The 19,380-nt window shown below is 73.1% G+C and carries 16 protein-coding genes; 9 read left to right on the top strand and 7 right to left on the bottom strand.

All coding sequences use genetic code 11. The features are described 5' to 3' along the window. Window positions 1–139: 139 nt before the first annotated feature. The 5 genes from HN013_RS28985 to HN013_RS29005 all read right to left on the bottom strand — a co-directional run bounded on the left by HN013_RS28985 (window position 140) and on the right by HN013_RS29005 (window position 6,033). The gene (locus HN013_RS28985) at window positions 140–820 is read right to left on the bottom strand and encodes an ABC transporter ATP-binding protein (RefSeq protein WP_171171463.1); all 681 of its coding nucleotides are present in this window, start codon (window positions 818–820) and stop codon (window positions 140–142) included. Continuing rightward, on the bottom strand, window positions 813–1,712 hold the full coding sequence (locus HN013_RS28990) for an ABC transporter ATP-binding protein (RefSeq protein WP_171171494.1): 900 nt from the start codon (window positions 1,710–1,712) through the stop codon (window positions 813–815). Before HN013_RS28990 ends, HN013_RS28985 begins: the two co-directional genes overlap by 8 nt. Before the next feature lie 799 nt (window positions 1,713–2,511). After that, window positions 2,512–3,438, bottom strand: a complete 927-nt coding sequence (locus HN013_RS28995; RefSeq protein ID WP_249375546.1) for an ABC transporter permease — start codon at window positions 3,436–3,438, stop codon at window positions 2,512–2,514. After that, complete coding sequence (locus HN013_RS29000) at window positions 3,431–4,396, bottom strand: ABC transporter permease (protein WP_171171497.1); 966 nt, start codon at window positions 4,394–4,396, stop codon at window positions 3,431–3,433. Before HN013_RS29000 ends, HN013_RS28995 begins: the two co-directional genes overlap by 8 nt. 32 nt (window positions 4,397–4,428) lie before the next feature. Further along, window positions 4,429–6,033 (bottom strand): ABC transporter substrate-binding protein, encoded by a 1,605-nt coding sequence (locus tag HN013_RS29005; protein ID WP_171171465.1) that lies wholly within the window; start codon window positions 6,031–6,033, stop codon window positions 4,429–4,431. A gap of 372 nt (window positions 6,034–6,405) precedes the next feature. Between HN013_RS29005 and HN013_RS29010 the strand changes: the two genes are divergently transcribed. After that, window positions 6,406–7,572 carry a DNA gyrase subunit B gene (locus tag HN013_RS29010; RefSeq protein ID WP_171171467.1) on the top strand — a complete coding sequence of 389 codons (1,167 nt, stop codon included), beginning with the start codon at window positions 6,406–6,408 and terminating at the stop codon, window positions 7,570–7,572. A 232-nt stretch (window positions 7,573–7,804) separates the two neighbouring features. On the opposite strand, the gene HN013_RS29015 is transcribed toward HN013_RS29010, so the two are convergent. Continuing rightward, entirely contained in the window at window positions 7,805–8,548 is a 744-nt protein-coding gene (locus HN013_RS29015) for a haloacid dehalogenase type II (protein ID WP_171171468.1), read from the bottom strand. 210 nt (window positions 8,549–8,758) lie between these two features. Here HN013_RS29015 and HN013_RS29020 point away from each other — a divergent pair, with 210 nt between their 5' ends. From HN013_RS29020 to HN013_RS29030, 3 genes are all read left to right on the top strand, one after another. Beyond that, complete coding sequence (locus HN013_RS29020) at window positions 8,759–9,352, top strand: TetR/AcrR family transcriptional regulator (protein WP_212764939.1); 594 nt, start codon at window positions 8,759–8,761, stop codon at window positions 9,350–9,352. Next, window positions 9,349–11,178, top strand: coding sequence for an alpha/beta fold hydrolase (locus HN013_RS29025; protein WP_171171470.1), 1,830 nt, complete (start codon window positions 9,349–9,351; stop codon window positions 11,176–11,178). Before HN013_RS29020 ends, HN013_RS29025 begins: the two co-directional genes overlap by 4 nt. A 142-nt stretch (window positions 11,179–11,320) precedes the next feature. Continuing rightward, window positions 11,321–11,842, top strand: coding sequence for a hypothetical protein (locus HN013_RS29030; protein ID WP_171171472.1), 522 nt, complete (start codon window positions 11,321–11,323; stop codon window positions 11,840–11,842). Window positions 11,843–11,995: 153 nt separating this feature from the next. Here the strand turns inward: HN013_RS29030 and HN013_RS29035 are convergent, their stop codons facing one another. Then, the gene (locus HN013_RS29035; protein WP_171171474.1) at window positions 11,996–13,054 is read right to left on the bottom strand and encodes a LacI family DNA-binding transcriptional regulator; all 1,059 of its coding nucleotides are present in this window, start codon (window positions 13,052–13,054) and stop codon (window positions 11,996–11,998) included. A 136-nt stretch (window positions 13,055–13,190) separates the two neighbouring features. Here HN013_RS29035 and HN013_RS29040 point away from each other — a divergent pair, with 136 nt between their 5' ends. The 5 genes from HN013_RS29040 to HN013_RS29060 all read left to right on the top strand — a co-directional run. Further along, window positions 13,191–14,537 carry an ABC transporter substrate-binding protein gene (locus HN013_RS29040; RefSeq protein WP_171171476.1) on the top strand — a complete coding sequence of 449 codons (1,347 nt, stop codon included), beginning with the start codon at window positions 13,191–13,193 and terminating at the stop codon, window positions 14,535–14,537. Between the two features lie 14 nt (window positions 14,538–14,551). Continuing rightward, complete coding sequence (locus tag HN013_RS29045) at window positions 14,552–15,451, top strand: carbohydrate ABC transporter permease (RefSeq protein ID WP_171171478.1); 900 nt, start codon at window positions 14,552–14,554, stop codon at window positions 15,449–15,451. A 5-nt stretch (window positions 15,452–15,456) separates the two neighbouring features. Next, window positions 15,457–16,278 carry a carbohydrate ABC transporter permease gene (locus HN013_RS29050; RefSeq protein WP_171171501.1) on the top strand — a complete coding sequence of 274 codons (822 nt, stop codon included), beginning with the start codon at window positions 15,457–15,459 and terminating at the stop codon, window positions 16,276–16,278. 22 nt (window positions 16,279–16,300) lie between these two features. Further along, entirely contained in the window at window positions 16,301–17,548 is a 1,248-nt protein-coding gene (locus HN013_RS29055; protein WP_171171480.1) for a glycosyl hydrolase, read from the top strand. Window positions 17,549–17,710: 162 nt separating this feature from the next. Further along, on the top strand, window positions 17,711–19,380 hold a 1,670-nt coding region (locus HN013_RS29060), incomplete at its 3' end, for an endo-beta-N-acetylglucosaminidase (RefSeq protein ID WP_249375548.1).

The following is a 19,380-nucleotide window of genomic DNA, read 5'->3' on the forward strand; positions in this document are numbered from 1 at the left end:
GGGCGTCGGGCGGGGGAGGTGGAGGAGGTGGAGGGGCGAAGGCCGTCACCCTCCCCCGGCGCCCGGGGCGGCGGGGGGGGCGGGTGAGGGCACCCCCGTTTCGCCGTTTCCCGCCCGAAGCGTGCTGCGCATGCTGCCCTCAAACGCCGGACGGGCTGCGCTGCGTGCCCGCCACGTCCTGCCAGCGGACCGTCCGGTCGCACCAGCGGTCGAGGAGTGCGCGGTCGTGGCCGACTGCCAGCAGGCCGGCGCCGGTCTCCCGCCGGTAGTCCTCGACGACGGCGACCAGGGCGGCCGTCGTGGAGGCGTCCAGCATGGCCGTCATCTCGTCGCAGATCAGCCAGCGGGGGCGGAGGACGAGTGCCCGGGCCACGCAGGCGCGTTGCAGCTGGCCGTCGCTCACCTCGTGCGGGCGGCGGGCGAGCAGGTCGTCGGAGAGGCCGGTGGCGGCGGCCAGTTCGGCGACGCGGTCGGGGGCCTCGGCGCGGCGGCCGGTCGCGCGGAGCGGTTCGGCGATCAGGTCGTGGAGCCGCAGCCGGGGGTCGGCGGACATCCTCGGCTGCTGGAAGACCACGCCGAACGCGGTGCGCTGCTCGCGCGGGGCGCGGTGCCGCCAGCCGCGCGCGGGTTCGCCGTCGAGGACGACCGTGCCCGCCTCCGGCCGGTGCAGCAGGGCGGCGACGCGGGCCAGCGTGGACTTGCCGCAGCCGCTCGGCCCGAGCAGCCCGACCGCCTCCCCGGCCGCCACGGTGAGGGACACATCGCGGACCACGGGCCGGCGCGGCTCGTACCCGGCGGTGATGCGGCGCAGCTCAAGCACGGGCGCTCCTCGGGTTCCCCGGGTTCCTCGGGTGGTGGCAGGCGACGCCGTCCGTGAGCGGCGGGACGGTGGCGCAGGTGTCCGCGGCGCGGGGGCAGCGGGCGGCGAAGGCGCAGCCGTCCGGGAGGTCGCCGAGCTCGGGGGGCATGCCGGGGATGGGGGTGAAGGCACGTTCGGGCAGGGCGTCGAGCAGGCCGCGGGCGTAGGGGTGGCGGGGGCCGGGGTCGCCGAAGAAGGCGGCGGCGTCGGCGAGTTCGACGATGCGGCCCGCGTACATGACGGCGACGCGGTCGGCGATCCGCTCGGCCGCGGCGAGGTCGTGGGTGATCATCAGCAGGGCGTGGCCCCGGTCGACGTGGTGGCGCAGTTCGTCGGCGGTGCGGTCGACCAGTTCGCGGTCGAGGCCGGTGGTCGGCTCGTCGGCGAGCAGCAGCGGGGCGTCGCCGACCAGGGCGAGGGCGGTGGCGGCGCGCTGGGCGAGGCCGCCGGAGAGCTGGTGCGGGTGGCGGTCGAGGTGGTCGGCGGGGAACGCGGCGCGTTCCGCGGCGGCCTCCTCGCCCTGCCGCCGGCCGGTCAGCTCGCGAAGTGTCTCGCGCAGTTGGGAGCGGACCGTGCGGACGGGGGTGAGGTGCGCGGCGGGGCTCTGCGGGACGAGGCCCACGCGGCGGCCCCGGACGGTACGGGCGAGCGTGCGTTCGTCTGCGGCGAGGAGGTCCAGGCCGCCGAGGTGGGCCTGCCCGGCGGTCCTGGCGTTGCCGGGCAGCAGGCCGAGCAGGGCGGAGGCGAGGACGGACTTGCCGCAGCCGCTCTCGCCGATGAGGGCGAGGCATTCGCCCCGGTGGAGGCGGAACGTGGCGTCGGTGACGGCCGCGATCTCGCGGGAGCCGCGCATACGGAAGCGGACGGAGAGGTTCTGTACGTCGAGGAGGGGGGTGGCCGAGGCTTCCCGCGGAGCTGTGCCCCAGTCCCGCCCCTTCCCGTTTTCCGCGGGCGCAGCGCCCTCGCGCGCCCCCGCTTCGTCGCGGACGCGCCGCTCCGCCTCAACCGCCGGCCGGGCCGACACGGCGCGTTCGCGCGCACGCGGCTCGGGCAGCACTGCCTCGGTCCCGGCGCCGGCGCCGGCCTGCGTGGCCTGTCCCGCGTTTGAGGACCGGTCCTGCCCCTTCCTGTTCTCCGCGGGCGCAGCGCCCCCGCACGCCCCCGCTTCGTCGCGGACGCGCCGCTCCGCCTCAACCGCCGGCCGGGCCGACACGGCGCGTTCGCGTGCACGCGGCTCGGACGACGCGGCCTGGGCCCCGGCACCGGAGTACGCGGCCCGACCGGCACTTGAGGACCCGTCCCGCCCCCTCCCGNTGCACGCGGCTCGGACGACGCGGCCTGGGCCCCGGCACCGGAGTACGCGGCCCGACCGGCACTTGAGGACCCGTCCCGCCCCCTCCCGCTCTCCGCGGAGGCCGCGCCCCCGCACGCCCCCGCTTCGTCGCGGACGCGCCGCTCCGCCTCAACCGCCGGCCGGCCCGACGCGGCGCGCTCGCCCCCACACGGCTCGGACAGCACGGCCTCGGCCCCGGCACCGGACGACGCGGCCCGACCGGCACTTGAGGACGACCGCGCGGAGCGTGCTCGCAGAGGCCGGGGGGAGCGCGGGGGCTCCTCCCCGCGGGAGTCGGGTCGGGGCGGGGTGGGGGACATCACAGCGTCAGCTCCGATCGCCGCCGTGGCGAGAGGCGGTCGCGCCAGGCGGCCGCCAGGCCCGCGACGGCCAGGGTGGGGACGATGATGAACAGGCCGGGGAAGAGCGTCGGCCACCAGTCGCCGGCCAGCAGCGACCCGCGCGCGGCCTGCACCATGTTGCCCAGGCTGGCCTGGTGCGTGGGCAGGCCGAGGCCCAGGAACGACAGCGCCGACTCGTGCCAGATCGCGTGCGGGACCATCAGCACGGCGGCCAGTCCGGCCTGCGGCAGAACGCCCGGCAGCAGGTGCCGCACGGCGATCCGGAGCCGCGAGGAGCCCCCGGAGACCGCAGCGTCGACGAACGGGCGGGAGCGCAGCGACAGCACCTCGGCGCGGACGATGCGGGCGGTCGACAGCCAGTGGGTGACGGCGATCGAGGCGATGACCGGCCAGACGCCGGGGCGGAACATCGCCACCACGAAGATGCCGAGCAGCAGGTGGGGAACGGAGGAGAAGAGGTCGACGACGCGCATGACGACCCGGTCCGCCCAGCCGCCGAGGGCACCGGCCAGGGCGCCCACCGCCGTGCCGACGACGGTCGCGACGAGGGCGGCGACGGCGCCGACGAGGAGCGAGACCCGCAGCCCGTAGACGCAGCGCAGCAGCAGGTCGCGGCCGACCTCGTCAGTGCCGAAGGGGTGGTCCGCGCTCGGCGGCAGCAGTTTGGCGCCGAGGTCGACGGCCTGCTCGTCCAGCGGGACGAGGAGCGGCACGAGGAGGACGGTCAGGACGACGACGGCGAGGACGGCGGCGCTCACGACGCCCGGCCGTCGTCCCCGGCCGCCGCTTCCGGCAAGTCCGGCGAGTGCCTTCGTCCGCCGCGTGCCGGTCATGGGCCGGGGGGTGGTGCGCGGCTGCCGGGTGGTGGTGCGCGGCTCAGCCATCGAAGCCCACCCTCGGGTCGGCGAGCCCGTACAGCAGGTCCGACAGCAGATTGCCGGCCAGCACGGCGGCCGTGGCCAGCACGGTCAGCGCGGCGAGCAGGGGAAAGTCGACGCCGGTCGCCGCGTCGACGGTCGCGGAGGCGATGCCGGGCCAGCTGAAGACGGTCTCCACGAGCAGGGCCCCGGTGATCAGTTCGGGGACGCGCGAGCCGATGAGGGTGAGCACGGGCAGCAGGCCCGAGCGGAGGGCGTGGCCGAGCAGCACGGTGCGTTCGGCGAGGCCGCGGGCGCGGGCGCCGCGGACGGGGTCCTCGTCGAGGGCGTCGCCCACGCCTTGGCGGACGTACAGGACGAACCAGGGCAGCTGGGTCACGGCGAGCACGGCCGCGGGAAGCACCAGGTGCGTGGCGACCTGTCCGGCGGTGACGGTGTCGCTGCCGGTGTCGGTGAGCCCGCCGGCGGGCAGCGCGCCGGTCTTGAGCGAGAAGAACCAGACGGCGAGCAGCCCGAGCCAGAACGGCGGCGCTGCCTCCAGGGTGTACGCCAGGGAGGTCACGGCCCGGTCGAGGAGCCCGCCCCGCCGCCGGGCGGCGAGCACCCCGAGCGCGGTGCCGACGGCGACCGCGACGGCGAAGGCGGTGCCGCAGAGCAGCACGGACCAGCCGATGCGCTCGCCGATGGCCTGGGCCACCGGCTGGCGCAGGGATGTGGAGTCGCCGAGGTCGCCGGTCAGGGCGGCGGTCAGCCAGTCCCACCAGCGGGCGGCGAAGGGCCGGTCCGCGCCGAGGTTGTCGCGCAGCTGGTCCAGGACGCCCTGGCCGGTGCCGGGGCCACCGCCGCCCGCGTAGACGCGGGCGGGGTCGAACGGCGAGGCGGCGGCCACGGCGAAGACGGCGAACGTCACGACGAGCAGCACGGGGACGGCGGCCAGCAGCCGGCGTCCCGCCATACGGGCCATCGGCCCCCAGGGGAGGGCCGTCCAGCGGGAGCTCACTTCTTCGGCTGCCAGTCCTCGACGTTCCACCAGGGGCCCGCGCCGAGGCCGTGGTCGTGCGGCTCCACCTGGGTGGTGAGGTCCTGCCAGGCGTCGTTCATGACGTAGAGGTGGTCGACGTGGGTGAGGAAGACGTAGCCCGGGTCGTCGGCCAGGGCGCGCTGGATCCTGTCGTACGCGGCCTTGCGGGCGGCCTTGTCACCGCTGCGTCGGCCCTCCTCCAGCGCCTTGTCGACCTCGGGGTTCTTGTAGGCGGCCATGTTGTTGAAGCCGTCGAGGGCGAGGGAGGAGTGCAGGAGGTTGTAGAGGTCGAAGTCCGGGTCGGCCGGGTTGCCGCCGCCGGCGAGGACCGCGTCGTCCTTCATGCGCGGCTCGATGACCTCCCAGGTGCCGCTCTGCACCTTCGCCCGGATGCCGATCTTCTTGGCGTCCGAGGCGAACGCGAGCGCGTGCTCCTGGCGGAGCTTGTCGCCCGCCGGGAACCACAGGGTGAACTCCGCGCGCTCCCCGTCCTTCTCCCGGATGCCGTCGTCACCGGGCTTCCAGCCCGCGTCGTCCAGGATCTTCTTCGCCCGGTCCGGGTCGTACGGGCGCTCGGTGCCCTTGGCGAACCACTCACTGTCCGTGGGAACGGGCCCGTAACCGGCCCGGCCCGCGCCCTCCAGCAGGCTCTTCACCATGGCGTCGCGGTCCACGGCCAGGTCCAGGGCGCGGCGCACGGCGGTGTCGCCGGTGACCTTGTTCGCGGTGGGCAGCGTCACACCGCGGAAGTCGGTGGTCTTCGCGGTCGTCGTCACCTTGGAGCGGTCGCCCTTGAAGCCCTTGGCCAGGTTGGGCGGCAGGATGGCGCCGTCGAGGTCACCGCTGCGCAGCCGGGTGGCCCGGACGTCGTCGTCCTTGATGATCGCCATGGTGAGCTTCTTGACCTCCGGCTCACCGCCCCAGTAGCCGGGGTTGGCCTTGAAGGTCAGCTTCTCGCCCTTGCTCCAGCCGGTGAGGACGTACGGTCCGGTGCCGATGGGCTCGGTGTTGAACGAGCCGGTGTTGACGTCCTGTCCCTTGGCCGCGTGCTCGGGGACGATCGGCAGGACCGTGCGCTCGGCGAAGGGCGCGTACGGGTACTTCAGCGAGAAGACGACGGTGTCGTCGCCCCGGGCGGTGACCTTGTCGATGGCGTCGAGCTCGCCCTTGTTCGCGTTGTTGGTCTTCTCGTCGAGGATGGTCCGGTAGGTGAAGACCACGTCCTCGGCGGTGAACGGCTTGCCGTCACTGAACTTCACCCCGTGCCGGAGCGCGAACGTGTACGTGCGCCCGTCGTCGGTCACCTTGGGCAGAGCCTCGGCGAGGGCCGGGCGGAGCTTCATCGACGCGTCCCGGCGGAGCAGCCCGTCGAAGATCTTCGAGTTGCCGTCCTTGCCGTAGCCCAGCAGCGGGCTCAGCGTCTCGGGCTCGTTGGCGAGGCCGACGACGAGCGCGTCCTTGCCGCCCCCGCTACCGCCCCCCGCGTTTCCTCCGCCCGGCTTCCCGCAGGCGGCCGCGCCCATGGCCAGCATGGCCGCCGCGGCCATGGCGGCCGTTCCCCGTATGGACCGGGCCGTCATGCCGTCCACCCCTGTTCACTGATCGGTTGCTGTTGCGAATCCCTCGCAATTAAATCGCATGGGGTGCGGTGCGGGTGATCGAGGCGGGTGGGGTAGCGGCATATCCAGCAAAAGCCCTTTCCCGGGCAGGAAGGATCCGGGTTCGGAGGTGCACCGCAATCGGGGACCTCGGGGCTGCCGGAAACAGGGGCGTACGCGATCTCGGCGGGGCCCCGGGCGCACTCGGACCGCAATCCGCCCCCCTCGTGGCCGACCGTCTCGGGAAGGCGCCCCAGCGTCCGTCCACGACGTCGACGAAACAGCTCTGACCTGGCATTTTTCAGGGCACTGCCTAGGCTGACGAGGTCTGCCGGACACATCGGAGGCGACTTCATGAGCAACGACGCGCAGCACACGTACGGCGCCACTCACCTTCAGGGGCTCACGGAGTGGGAAGCCATCCGGACACGGCCCTGGATGTACATCGGATCGGTCACCGAACGCGGCCTGCACCAGATGGTGTTCGAGGTCGCCGACAGGGCGGTGAACGAGGTGCCGGCCGGACGCGCCGGCTCCGTCGACGTCGCCCTCACCCCCGACGGCGACGTGCGGGTCGCCGACGACGGCCCGGGCGGCCCGTTCGCGTCGGGCCAGGACACCGGCGGTCCCGGTCTCGAAGCCCTGCTGACCCGCACGCATGCCGGCGCCCATCCCGGCGGCCGCCACGCCGTGAGCACGGGCGCCGCCGGTACCTGGCTCTGCGTCACCAACATCCTGTCGAGCCGGCTGACAGCCGAGGTGCGGCACGACGGTGTCCGCCGGCTCCAGGACTACGTGCGCGGTGTCCCGCTCGCCCCACCCCACGCCGCGGGGCCGGCGACCGGAACCGGGACCGTCATCACCTTCCGTCCGGACACCAGCATCTTCGGGGCGGCGAAGTGCTCGTTCGCGGCACTGGCGGAGCGCTTCAAGGAACTCGCCTACCTGAACCGGGGCCTGGACATCTCACTGACCGACGGGCGCGCCTCGGACGGATCCCGCTCGGAGCGGTTCCGGTTTCCGGGCGGGGCGCGGGATCTTGTCGCCCACCTCGACGCGGAGGCGGCGGCTGGGGCGCCCGTCCACCCGGATGTCATCGGCTTCGAACGCGAGGACCCGCGAATGGCGGGGACGATGGAAGTGGCCCTCCGGTGGCACGACTCCCCCGAGGAACGAGTCCGGAGCTACGCCAACAGCCGTCCCACCTCCGAGGGCGGCTCGCACACGGCGGGATTCCGCGACGGTGTGACAGCCGCGGTCAACCGGTACGCGCGGGACCGGCGGCTGCTGACGGCGACGGACCCCGGTCTCGACGCCGCGACGACCAGCGAGGGCCTGACCGCGGTCGTGTCCGTGAAACTGGACCACCCCGAGTTCGAGGGCTCCACACGTGGCAAGTTGGCCAACGCCGCGGTGCCTGCCTGCGTCGGGGAGGCTGTCCGGGAACACGTCGGCGCGTGGCTGGAGGAGCACCCGGAGCGGGCCGAGGCCGTCGTCGGCCGGATCATTCACCAGGGCTGAGCAGTAGCGCCTCCAGGTTCCTTCGGCTCGTGTCCCCAGAACGACAGCTACCGCCGACGTTCGCTTCCCATCAGGCGTACTCCTCCCGCCACCACCGGCGCTACCTGCGACGACGCCAGATCAAGCGCACCATCCCCGAGCCTCGGGACCAGCGGGCCATCCGCAAACACCGCGGGAGCATGGGCAGCAGGCCGGCCGGCTTGGGCAAGATGTTCCGCATTCCACGGCGCCGTCACCCCCGCCTCGATCCAGCTCCGGCTCCGCCGATGACCTGCCGAACACGACCCTGGGCTCGTTCGAGTTGGTCGGCCAGGCCGGCCAGATCGTCGGCGTGGAGGTCGAACCCGTCCGAGGAGGTGGGTGGGTCGCCGACGGGGCGGGCGACGTATGCGGTGCGCAGGCCGAGGCGCTGTGCTCCGCGCAGGTCCCAGGCGTGGGCGGCGACCATCAGGAGTCGCTCCGGCGGTCGTCCGGAGACGGTGACGGCCAGCTGGTAGACCGCGGGATCCGGCTTGTAGGTCCGGGCGTCTTCGGCGGACAGGGCCTGGTGCCAGCGCAGTCCGGCGTGGGCGTTGAGCCCCAGCAGCGCGGTCCGGCTCGCGTTGGAGAGTCCGATCAGCGGGAACCGTTCGGCGAGTCGGGCGAGCCCTGCCACGGTGTCGGGCCACGGCGGGAGCCTGCGACCTGACAGAGCCAGCGCCGCTACGGCGGTCGGGTCGCCGACTCCGGCGGCCTCGGCGACGAGCCGGGCGGCTTCCAGGTCGAGGACGTCGCTGGTGAGGTAAGGCCGGAGACCGTTGAGGATGCGACGCTGCTCGCGGTCGATGTGCCGCTGCCACAGCGACAACAGTTGCTCGACCCTGGAATCGTCGAGCGACGGGGCGAGTTCACGAATGCCGGCGCGGATTCCGGCGGGTTCGTCGACGAGCGTGCCGAGCACGTCGAAGACGATGGCACCGATCTCTGGCTCTGACATGAGAGAGGTCTCCTGGACGAAGCACGGGCGCGTGAGTGGCTGTTGACCGAACGCGGCGGCAGGCCACCCGGATTCCCGGCTCGTACGGCCTGCGCCGTAACCGCATCAACATCACCAACCGCCACGGGCCAAGCCACAAGATATGAGCCTCATCGCGGCGCGGACCGCGCGGACTTGAAAAATATGTAGACCGGTCTATTATCCGTTCCCATGGCAGGAACCAAGGGAGTCAAGACCAGCGCGCGACTGGCGGAGTCGATGCTCGAACTGATCCAGCGTCACGGCTACAGCGGTACGGGACTCACCACGGTGGCGGAGCACGCGGGTGCCCCCAAGGGGTCGCTGTACTTCCACTTCCCTGATGGCAAGGAGGCGCTCGGAGAGAAGGCCGTCGAACTCGCGGCGACGCGGTTCGGCTCTCTTGTCACCGACTCGGCATCGGAATCGACGACTCCGGGGGAAGCGGTGCGCCGCGTGATCGACGCGCTGGCAGTGATGCTCGACGACAGCGGCTTCCAACTGGGGTGCCCGGTCTCGGTGGTGACGCTGGAGATGGGTGCGCGGAGCGAACGGTTGCGGGACGCCTGCGCGAATGCCTTCGAGTCGTGGATCGCGCCGGTGACCGAGCACCTCGTCGCGCACGGCCGTCATCGTCCGGCCGCCCGCGCGCTGGCGACGGCCGTGGTCAGCATGGTCGAGGGAGCGGTGATCGTGTCGCGTGCCCAGCGGTCCACCGAGCCGCTGCACTGTGCCGCCCAGGCGCTCGCCGTGCTGCTGGACGAGGGCGCGGAGGCTTCGGTATGAGCGCGGAGGAACGGCACGCACTGGTGCTGGGCGCGAGCGGCTTCATCGGACGCCATCTGGTGCTGGCGCTCGGCCGCACCGGCGTCCGGGTGAGCGCGGCAAGCCGGAACCACGATGCGTACCAGCGGCTGGCCCGGTGGCTGCGCGACCACGGGCACGACGACGCCCCGGCCGACCTCCGGGTCGACTTCGGCGAGCCGTCGCTGATCGAGGGCGAGTGCGACGACATCACCGAGGTCTACAACTGCGCCGGCGCCTACCGGTTCGGGATGCCGGCGGACGAGGCCCGTCGCGCCAACGTCGACAGTGTCCGCGCGGTCGTCGCGTTCGCGGCGCGACTGCCGCGTCTGCGTCGGCTGGTTCACGTCTCCGGGTACCGGGTGGGCGGGCAGGACGCCGCTCCCTGGAGCGAAGAGCGACGACGGGAGACCTACCGTGCCCTCGGTGCCTACGAGGCGTCCAAGGCCGAGGCGGACGCCGTCTTCCAGGCCACAGCGGAGCAGCTGGGTGTTCCCTGGTCCGTTGTCAATCCGGCGAGCGTGATCGGTGACAGCGCCACCGGCGAGTCCGACCAGTACCTGGGGATCGCCTCCCAGGTGAAGGACATCTGGCAGGGCTCCCTTCCGGCGGTGCCGGGGAACGCACGGACGTTCGTCCCCGTGGTCGCGGTCGACTACCTGGCCCGGTTCATGACCCTGCTTCCGATGGACGAGGCCGCCGAACGCGCCGCGTACTGGCTGCTGGACGACAACACTCCCGCACTGCCCGGGCTGCTCACCCTCGTCTCCGAGCACTACCGGGCCAAGGCGCCCCTTGCGCGGATCCCGGTGCCTCTCATCAAGCTCCTGCCCCGATGGCTCACCAAGGCCGATCCGGAGACCTTGACGTTCTTGTCGAGCGACCGCTACCCCACCGATTCAGCGCGTGCCTTCGCCGCCCGTCACGGGCTGGCCATGCCCGACGCTGCCACGACGATCCGCCGCTGGGCCGACCACCTGGCGGCGCACCGCTTCGGCGATGCCCCCGCCGGCGACCGGCGGTTCACGGCGCCGGGCGGGACACGGACTTTCGAGCTCGGCGAACCCGGCGCACCCACGGTGGTGCTGCCGGGGCTGCCGGTCAACGCCGACACCTGGGCGCCGGTCGTCGCGGCACTGGGCCGTGCCCGCGCCGTCGACCTGCCCGGCCTGGGGATGAGCGCGGGACGCCGCGCCGACTGGCCGTCCTGGCTGGCCGCACTGGTGGCCGAGACCGGTGCCCGTCACCTGGTGGGCCACTCCATCGGTGCCGCGGCCGCCGTCGAGGCCGCGACCGCTCTTCCCGGCACGGTGGATCAGCTCACGCTCGTATCGCCATTCTTCCTGCAGGCGCATCCTCCTCGCGCTGCTCGGTGGGCGGCCCTGACGCGTCGGTACCTGAGCCACGTGGGCTCCGAGGCGCTGGCCGAGCGGCTCACCGGCACCACGGCGTACGAGAGCACACTCCGATCGAGTGTGGCGGATCTTCGTCGCGGCACCGTCGCGGGCACCACCGCCCGGCTCCTGGCTGCCACCGTGCAGCCGCAGTGGCGGGACGACCTCCAAGCCGATCTGCAGCGGTACCCGGGGCACGTGCACGTCGTCGTGGGCTCCCGCGACCCGCTCACGCCCGAGGGGCAGGCCCTGCTGGCCACACTCCCACGCGCCACAGTGACCGTCATCGCCGGCGCGGGCCATCATCCCCAGCTGACGCACCCGGACGACGTCGCCCACGCCATCGGTCGGCATACCGCCTCCGCGAGTTCGCACGGCGATCCTGAGGCCAGGGCGGGGGAACGTCCGCGGTGATGAGGGAACGGGCGTCGGGAGCCCCCTGCGGCCGGGGGGTCGCATTCCCTGCGGAAGCATACGCGGTGTTGAGAGTGCCGCTGCCTCACCCTGACCGGCCGGGCAGGGAATTCGCCTTCGTCGCACGACGTCCGGTGGCCTGATGAGCGTGCGGAAGCGGAGCTACCGGTACGTCGGGCCGGACGAGTTGAGGGCTGCGATTCGGCCCGGCGGCGTCGGCAGCCCGATCGGACGGGCGGCTGACCTCGACAGCTGGATCGCGGAACAATCGGCCGTGGAGTTGGACGAACCGTTCACCTTCGTGGCCGACACGGACGGTTTGCTACGGCCGGCACCACGGCGGAGCGAGCACGTCGCCTGTGCCGGTGGAGCACCGGTTCTGAGCGCAGGTGAGATCAGCTTCGTCCGCGAGGCCGGCCGTTGGGCCGTGGGCGACGTCACCAACCACTCGACCGGGTACTGCCCGGACGTCGCGTCGTGGCGGGCGGTTGCCCACGCCCTGGATCGGGCAGGACTCGGGCATCCGTCCGGCTTCACGCACGAGGTGGTGTTCCGGCGCTGTCCCGGCTGCCGGGAACGCGGCATCGTGCGCGAGGACGACTTCGTGTGCGTCTTCTGCGGCGGCGACCTGCCCCAGGTATGGAATCTGGATCCCGCTGGGTGAGAGCTGTTGTCAGTCCCGGTCGAGGGGCTGCGGCTACTTGTGCGAACGGGATAGCGAACTCAACGCCGTCACCGGATGTTTCGACCTCGCCTCACTCTGGCATCGCATGGGGCCTGGTCGGCGCGCCGGATGGGCGGCAGATCCCTCCGGACCCTACCCGCCCCGCACCACCCCCGTGGACCCCCGCGCCACCAGCCGCGGCGTGGTGTCCCGGCAGCGGCGCGGCGGGCCGCCGTCCAGGAGGGCGACGAGTTCCTCGGCGGCGCGGCGGCCGAAGGCGTCGGTGTCGCGGGTGAGGGCGGTGAGCGGGGGGTGGGTGCTGCGGCAGAGGATGGAGTCGTCCCAGGCGACGATGGAGAGGTCGGTGGGGACGGAGAGGCCGTGCTGGGCGGCGACGGAGAGGCCGGCGACAGCCATGACGTCGTTGTCGTAGACGATGGCGGTGGGCGGGCTCGGGGCGGAGAGGAGGCGGCGGGTGGCTTCGGCGCCCTGGGCGTCGGAGTAGTCGGTGGTGACGGAGTGGACGTCGGGCAGGCCGCGGCGGTCCGCCTCCCGGCGCAAAGAGGCGATGCGGCGGCGGGTGTGGGCGAGGCCGGGCAGGCCGGCGACGTGGACGAGGTGCTGGTGGCCGAGGGCGTGGAGGTGGTCGACGACGGAGGCCATGGCGGCGGCGTCGTCGGCCCAGAGGTTGGAGAGCGGGGCATCCGGAGGGCGGGCCTCCCAGGGCGGGTCGTCCATGGCACCGATGACCACGGCGGGCAGGCCGAGTTCGGCGAGCAGGGCGGGCCGGGGGTCGGCGTCGCGCGGGTCGACGACGAGGAGGCCGTCGACGCGGTGCTCGGCCCACCAGCGGCGGTGAACGGCGCATTCGGCCGTCACGTCCTCGACGACCTGGAAGAGCAGGCCGAGCCGCCGCGGGGCCAGTGCCTCCTGGACGCCGGAGACGAGGCGGAGGAAGAACGACTCGACGCCGAGGGTCCGGGCGGGCCGGGCGAGGACGAGGCCGACGGTGGCGGAGCCCTCCCCGGACAGGGCGCGGGCGGCCGTGCTGGGCTGCCAGCCGAGCTGTTCGGCGACGCGCCGGACGCGTTCCCGGGTGGCGGCCGAGACGCCCGGGCGGCCGTTGAGGGCGAAGGACACGGCGCTCTCGGAGACGCCCGCGCGGCGCGCGATGTCGCGGATCGTCGGGCGGCGGGCCGGCAGCCGGCGCATGGATCGGCCTCCTGGAGCGGTCGGTCGCCAACACACTAAAGCGCATTAGTCATTGACGGAAGTATTGACGCGACTCCCTTGCCGGGTGCACCTTTTGGACCGCCACCCTCCGGCCCGACCGAAGGAGTTGCCGGCCATGGACCGACCCCGCGGTGCCCCCGGGAGAACCGTCCGCAGAACCGCTCGCAGAACCGTCCGCCGTGCCGTCCGTCCGGCCGCCGCACTGCTCGCCCTCGCGCTGACGGCGACCGCCTGCGGATCGGGCGGCGGGAGCGACGGCGGCGGTTCCGCGGACGGCCGGATCGAGGGCAGCATCAGTTTCCAGACCTGGAATCTCCGGGCGCAGTACAAGGACTATTTCGAGTCGCTGGTCCGGGACTTCGAGAAGCAGCACCCGGACGTGAAGGTCAAGTGGCTGGACCAGCCGGCCGAGCACTATGCCGACAAGCTCGGCGCGGACGCCGCGGCCGGTACCCTGCCCGACGTCGTCAACGTCTCCCCCGATCTCTCCTATCCGCTGGCCAAGGCCGGGGTGCTGATGAACCTCGACAAGGAGCAGGCGGCGGCGAAGTTCAAAGGTGAGTACACCGAGGAATCCTGGCGCGGCAACACCCTCCCGGGGCTGGACGGCTCGTACGCCTTTCCCTGGTACCTCACCACCGGGCCGCTCTTCTACAACAAGTCCCTGTTCAAGGACGCCGGCCTCGACCCGGAGAAACCCCCGCGCAGCTACGACCAGTTGTTCACCGCCGCGTCGGCGCTGGCCCGGCGCCCGGGCGGGCCGACGGCCACCCTCGCGGGCACCCCGGCGATCGAGGACCTCGGCCGGTACGGGGTGCGGCTGATGAACGACGACGCCACCGCGTTCACGTACAACGAGCCCAAGGGCGTGGAGCTGCTGACCCGCTACAAGGAGCTCTACGACCACGGCGGCCTCGACCCGCAGGCGCTCACCAGCACCCCCGAGCAGGCGGGCCGGAAATTCCTGGAGCAGAAGGTCGCCATGAATCCGGGCGGCGCCAACGACCTGGCGAATTTCCGGAAGAACGCGCCCGGCCTCTACCGCAGTCTCGGCATCACCGACGCGCCCAACAACACGGGCCGGCCGAACATGTACGTCATGGGCGTGGCCGTCAACGCCCACAGCGGACACAAGGCGGCCGCCGTCGCCTTCGCGCATTTCGTCACCGACCGCCGGAACCAGGACGCGTTCGCCCACCGGGTCGCCGTCTTCCCGAGCACCAAGGGATCGCTCGACGATCCTTATTGGACGAAGGACGACGGGACCGACGAGGGACGGATACGGGTCGCCTCCGCGAAAATGCTGAAGGGCGCGGTCAATTACACACCCGTGGTGATGAGCGACGAGATGAAGACCATTCTGCGCAACGAGGTCGCCAAAGCGCTCCAGGGGAAGAAATCCCCGCGGCAGGCGCTCGACGACGCGGTGGCGCAGAGCAACAGACTGCTCCGGCAGAAGTGACCGGCGCCCGAGCCATGGCCGGACGACGACGCGTTCGCACCCACCGCACCGCCACCCCGTGGCTGCTGCTCCTGCCGGGGCTCGGCGTCCTCGCCGCGTTCAGCCTCTGGCCGTTCCTGACGACCGTCCGGGACGCGTTCACCGACGCCCGCACCCTGGCGCCCGGGGAGTGGGTGGGGCTGCGGAACTTCCGGGACATGCTGCACGACGAGCAGTTCTGGGTGGCGCTGCGCAACAGCGGGCTGTACGTGCTGCTCGTCGTCCCGTTCACCGTGCTGCTGCCCCTGCTGCTCGCCCTGCTGGTGCACAAGCGGCTGCCGGGCACCGGCTTCTTCCGGTCGGCGTTCTACACGCCGGTGGTGGCGTCGGTGGTCGCCGTGGGGCTGATCTGGTCGTGGATGCTGGACGACCGGGGGCTGGTCAACGGGATCCTGGAGGCCCTGGGCGCCGGGCCGGTGTCCTTCCTGGGTGACGCGTGGCTGCTGCTGTTCAGCGCGATGGCGCTGACGGTGTGGAAGGGCCTCGGCTACTACATGGTCGTCTATCTGGCGGCGCTGGCGCACGTGCCGCGTGAGCTGCACGAGGCGGCGGCGGTCGACGGGGCGGGGGCGCTGCGCCGCTTCACGAGCGTCACGGTGCCCGCCGTCCGTTCGACGATGGTGCTCGTCGGTGCCCTGTCGTCGGTGTCGGCGTTCAAGGTCTTCTCCGAGGTGTTCCTGCTGGCCGGCCCCACCGGCGGTCCGGCCGGCGAGGACACCACGCTGGTGATGCTCGTGCAGCGCACGGGAACGGGTCTCAACGGCCGGGTGGGGTACGCGTCGGCGATCTCGCTGGTGGTCTTCACCGTCGCGCTGCTGCTGATGCTGCTGGTGCTGTGGGCCGGCCGCAGGACGGACGCGGAGGGCGGGGCGTGAACCGGATGCGGGCGCGCGAAATCGTCGTGCGCTACCTGCTGTTGCTCGTGGTACTCGTGATCAGCGTGGGGCCGTTCCTCTGGCAGCTCTCGACCTCCTTCAAGGGCACGACCGAGGATGTCTACACCTCGCCGCCCCGCTTCCTGCCCGAGCACCCGACCACGCACAACTACGCGGAGGTCGCGGACATCGTCCCGGTCTGGGACTACGCGCTGAACTCGCTGAAGGTCGCCGTCACCAGCGTCCTCACCAATCTGGCCGGGGCCTCGATGGCGGGCTACGCGCTGGCGCGACTGCGCTTCCGGGGCCGCCGGGCCGCCGGGCTCGCCTTCGTGATGGCGCTGCTCGTGCCCGCGGAATCCATCGTGGTGGCGCAGTTCACGATGATGCGCGACCTGGAGCTGAACAACACCCTCACCGCCGTCGTACTGCCCGGTGCCGTCGGCGCGCTCAATGTGCTGCTGATGCGCAACGCCTTCGCGAACGTGCCGTACGAGATCGAGGAGGCGGCGGTGATCGACGGCGCGAACGTGTGGCAGCGGTTCACCCGGGTCGCGCTGCCGTCCGTGCGCGGCACGCTGGCCGTCGTGGCGATCTTCGCGTTCATGGGTGCCTGGGACGACTTCCTGTGGCCGCTGATCGTGCTGTCGGACTCGGACCGCTACACCCTCACCGTCGGCCTCAACTTCCTGCACGGCACGTTCCAGCAGAACCCCCGGCTCGTCGCGGCCGGGACCGTCATCGCGGTCGCCCCGCTCGTCGTGATGTTCGCCTGTCTCCAGCGGTACTTCTTCCGCGGGACCGGCGAGGGCGCCGTCAAGGGCTGAACCCGACCTGGAGAGGAGCTCCATGAGCGTGCGCTTCGGTGTCAACTACACGCCCAGCAGAGGCTGGTTCCACCACTGGCTCGACTTCGACCTCGACGACGTCCGCGCCGACCTGGACTGCGTCGGGTCGCTGGGCCTAGACCACATCCGGGTGTTCCCGCTGTGGCCGCTGTTCCAGCCCAACCGGACGCTGATCCGGCCGCGCGCCGTCGACCAGCTCGTCCGGCTGGTGGACGAGGCCGGGGAACGCGGCCTGGACGTCGCCGTGGACGGGCTCCAGGGGCACCTGTCGAGCTTCGACTTCCTCCCCTCGTGGGTGACCACCTGGCACCGCCGGAACCTGTTCACCGACCCCGACGTCGTCGACGCCCAGGCCCGCTACCTGGCCGAGCTCGCGGGGGCGCTGGCCGGGCGGCCCCACTTCCTCGGCATGACGGTCGGCAACGAGACCAACCAGTTCTCGGGCGACCCGCACCCCGACCCCGACCGGATCACCGGCGCCGAGGCGGGCCGCTGGCTGCGCCGGATGACCGACGCGTGCGAGAAGGCCGCCCCGGGACGGACGCACCTGCACGCCGCGTACGACGCGGCCTGGTACGACGGCACGCACCCCTTCACGCCCGCGCACGCGGCCCGCATCGGGGCCATGACCGCCGTGCACTCCTGGGTGTTCAACGGCACCGCCCAGCGGCACGGCCCGGACGGCGCGGCGACGGGCCTGCACGCCGCGTACCTCGTCGAGCTGTCGAAGGCGTGGGCGGAGGACCCGGCCCGGCCGGTCTGGCTCCAGGAGGTCGGGGCGCCCGCGCCGCACATCCCGGCCGCGCGGGCGGCGGAGTTCACGCGGACGACGCTGCTGAACGTCCTGGACTGCCCGGACCTGTGGGGCGTCACCTGGTGGTGCTCGCACGACGTGGACCGGGCCCTGGCCGACTTCCCCGCCCTGGAGTACGACCTGGGGCTGTTCACCAACGACCGCCGGCTCAAACCTGCGGGCGAGGCACTGGCCCGCGTCGTGCGGGAGCACCGGGACGGCGCGCGGGACGCCCCCGCGCCCCGGCGGATCGCGCTGGTCGTGGACGCGGGGGACGTGGACAGCGCTCCGCTGCGGCCGATGTGCGCGCCGGGCGGCGCGTACTTCGAGGCATGGATGCGGCTCGCCGCGGACGGTGTGCGGCCGGCCGTCGTCCTGACCCAACGGGTGGCCGAGACGGACCACTTGAGGGGCCGGGGGATCGAGGAGACGGTCACGGTGGACCAGATTCTCTGACTCCGACCGGACGCCGCCGGATCCACCCGCGGCCCGGACCCACCCGCGGCCCGGATCCACCCACGCCCGGCCTTCACCCACGGCCCCCGGAGGCCGGACAAGGAGGGCGCGGTCCTCCGGGAGCCGGGGCTGACCGTCCGCATATCCATTCGGAGGAGCGCCATGCCCGCACCGACCCGCCGCACCGTCCTCGCCGCCGGCCTCGCGGCCGCCTTCGCGAGCCCGTCCGCCCGGGCGGCGCCCGGCGCCCCGGACCTCCAGCCCTACGCCTCCTACTGGTTCCCCGACTCCCTGCCCCCGGGCGCGCCCCCGCCCGGGGTGACGTGGCGCTCCCTGGCCCGCTGGAGACCCGAGGACGACCCCGACCTCCCGTTCAACCGCTCGGCCGTCCCCCTCGCCCCGCGCTTCACTCCCCCGCCGGCCCCCGGCCGCGCCCGCGCCGGGCAGGCCCGGGTCAGCGCCCTCGTCTCCTTCGCCCCCACGTCCGGGAACCCGTCCCAGGGCGGGCCGACCGCCGACCACTACGCGCTCACCCACTGGGCGTACCTCGACGAACTGGTCTTCTGGGGCGGCTCCTCGGGAGAGGGGCTGATCCTCGCGCCGACCGCCCCCGTCGTGGACGCCGCCCATCGCAACGGCGTGCCCGTCCTCGGCACGGTGTTCCTGCCCCCGGCCGCCTACGGCGGGCAGCTGCGCTGGACGCGGGAGCTGGTGCGCCGGGGGCCGGACGGCGGCTTCCCGCTCGCCGACCAACTGGTCCGGGTGGCCCGCGCCCACGGTTTCGACGGCTGGTTCCTCAACGCCGAGACCGACGGCGGGGACGCGCGGCTGGGCGCGGACATGCGCGACTTCGTCGCCCACCTGCGGGCCCGCGACCGGGGGCTGCGCGTGACCTGGTACGACGCGATGACCGTCGAGGGCGACGTCTCCTGGCAGAACGAGCTGAACGACCGCAACGCCGCCCTCTTCGATGCCGCCGGATCCCTGTTCCTCAACTTCAACTGGACGCCGGGCGGCCTGCGTTCGTCCGGCGAGCGGGCCGACGCCATGGGACCCGGGCGGTACGCGCTGTGGGCGGGTGTGGACGTCGAGGCGCGCGGCTGGGACACGCCCGTCGACTGGGACGCCGTCGTCCCGGCCGGCCGCCCGCACGTCACCTCGTTCGGCTTCTACCGCCCCGAGTGGACCTGGAAGCACGCAGCCTCGGGCGACCGCTCCCCCGCAGCCTTCCACGCCCGGGACGACCGTTTCTGGTGCGGTACCGGCGACGAGGGCCCCTGGCGCCCGCCCGCCGCGTCCGTCGCCGACCGGTCCACGCTCACCGCTCTCCCGTTCGCGACCGTGTTCAACACCGGTCACGGCCTCGGCTGGTACGAGCGGGGGCGGCCGGTGCCCGCCGGGCCCTGGCACCAACTGGGGCTCCAGGACCGGCTGCCTGGCCGCCGCTGGACAATCCAGGGCTCCGGCGCCCGTCCGGCCGTGGGGTTCGACTTCGCCGACGCCTGGCACGGCGGCAGCAGCCTCCTGGTCGACGGCCCGCTCACCGCGCCCACCGCGGTGGAGCTGTACGCCGCCCGGCTGCCGCTGTCCCCAACCACCGTGGTCGAGCTGGCGTACCGCACGGATCCGGGCACGGCCCCCGTCCAGGTGGAGCTCCTGCTGGACGTCGACGGGCACACGGCGACGCTGCCCGCCGGCAGCGCCGGCCCGGGCTGGACCACGGCCACCGTCCGGGCCGGTGCCCTGCTGCGGGGCCGTGCCGGGCGCACGGTCCGCACGCTGGGCGTGCGCCTCACCGCCCCGGACGGCGGCCGCGTCCGCTGGCGGCTGGG

Origin of the sequence: Streptomyces sp. I05A-00742, assembly GCF_013055795.1 — a bacterium.
Lineage (GTDB): Bacteria > Actinomycetota > Actinomycetes > Streptomycetales > Streptomycetaceae > Streptomyces.